2 protein-coding genes are annotated in these 944 nt (G+C 39.2%); both read left to right on the forward strand.

Annotated features, from left to right (window positions below; translation table 11 throughout):
* Positions 1-262, forward strand: a 262-nt coding sequence (locus UC75_RS19690; RefSeq protein ID WP_416202193.1) for a chromate transporter, incomplete at its 5' end; no start/stop codon positions are given.
* The gene (locus tag UC75_RS01525) at positions 262-783 is read left to right on the forward strand and encodes a chromate transporter (RefSeq protein WP_009388239.1); all 522 of its coding nucleotides are present in this window, start codon (positions 262-264) and stop codon (positions 781-783) included. The genes UC75_RS19690 and UC75_RS01525, both read left to right, overlap by 1 nt.
* Positions 784-944 lie beyond the last annotated feature (161 nt).

Below are 944 nucleotides of genomic sequence, written 5' to 3' on the forward strand. Positions count from 1 at the left end.
TGTTGTACTTTTACATTATGTCTATGAGCAGTTCCAAGACAACCTTATGGTTAAGCATCTTTTTGAAGGGCTGGGAGCTGCTGCTGCTGGGCTTCTGGTAGCAACCGGTTTGAAAATGTTGAAACCATTATTACGTAACCCAATAGCGATGTGTGTTGTTGTGGCGGCAATTGTTAGCATTGCTTTTCTAAAAATCTCCTTGCTTTTGACCATGCTGATTTTGTTGGCACTTTATTCAACTATTATTTGGAGACGTGTGTAATGGGCGCAGTTTTACTTACTTTAGCCATCATTTTTACTCAATTGTCTCTTATTGCATTTGGTGGCGGCAATACAATTTTGCCCGAAATGCAGCGCCAAGTCGTTGATATTCATCATTGGATGACGGCACAAGAATTTAGTGCATTATTTGCTATGGCTCAAGCAGCTCCCGGTCCAAACATGATGATTGTACCGTTGGTAGGATGGCATGTAGCAGGGTTGTCAGGTCTACTGGTAACGTCTACTGCTAAATTTTTACCTTCATCAATTATTACTGTGTTTGTAATGAGAGGCTGGTCAAAATTTAAAGATAAGAAATGGCGCCGTGTTTTACAGCTTGCTTTACAACCTGTCACTGTGGGTACTGTGCTTGCCAGTGCGTGGATTATTTCTGAGGCAGCGGCAATAAATACTTTACTTGTCATTATGGTCGTCATTGCAACTTTATTATCTTTAATTAAAAAGGTTCATCCCTTACATGTCTTGATTGCTGGGGCGGTATTTGGTGTGGTCTTACTCTAGTTTAACCAGTTTGCCGACCTGCGCTGGATGAGTTCAGGTTGGCTTTTTTTTTGATTTAAGTAAATAATAATTAAATCTAAAAAACCGATCAAATCTATAAAAACATACTGTTTCACCTATTCTGTGTTTTAACGTACTATGCATCTATTGAAAGAATTTGG

Origin of the sequence: Acinetobacter sp. V2, assembly GCF_001188385.1 — a bacterium.
GTDB lineage: Bacteria > Pseudomonadota > Gammaproteobacteria > Pseudomonadales > Moraxellaceae > Acinetobacter > Acinetobacter oleivorans.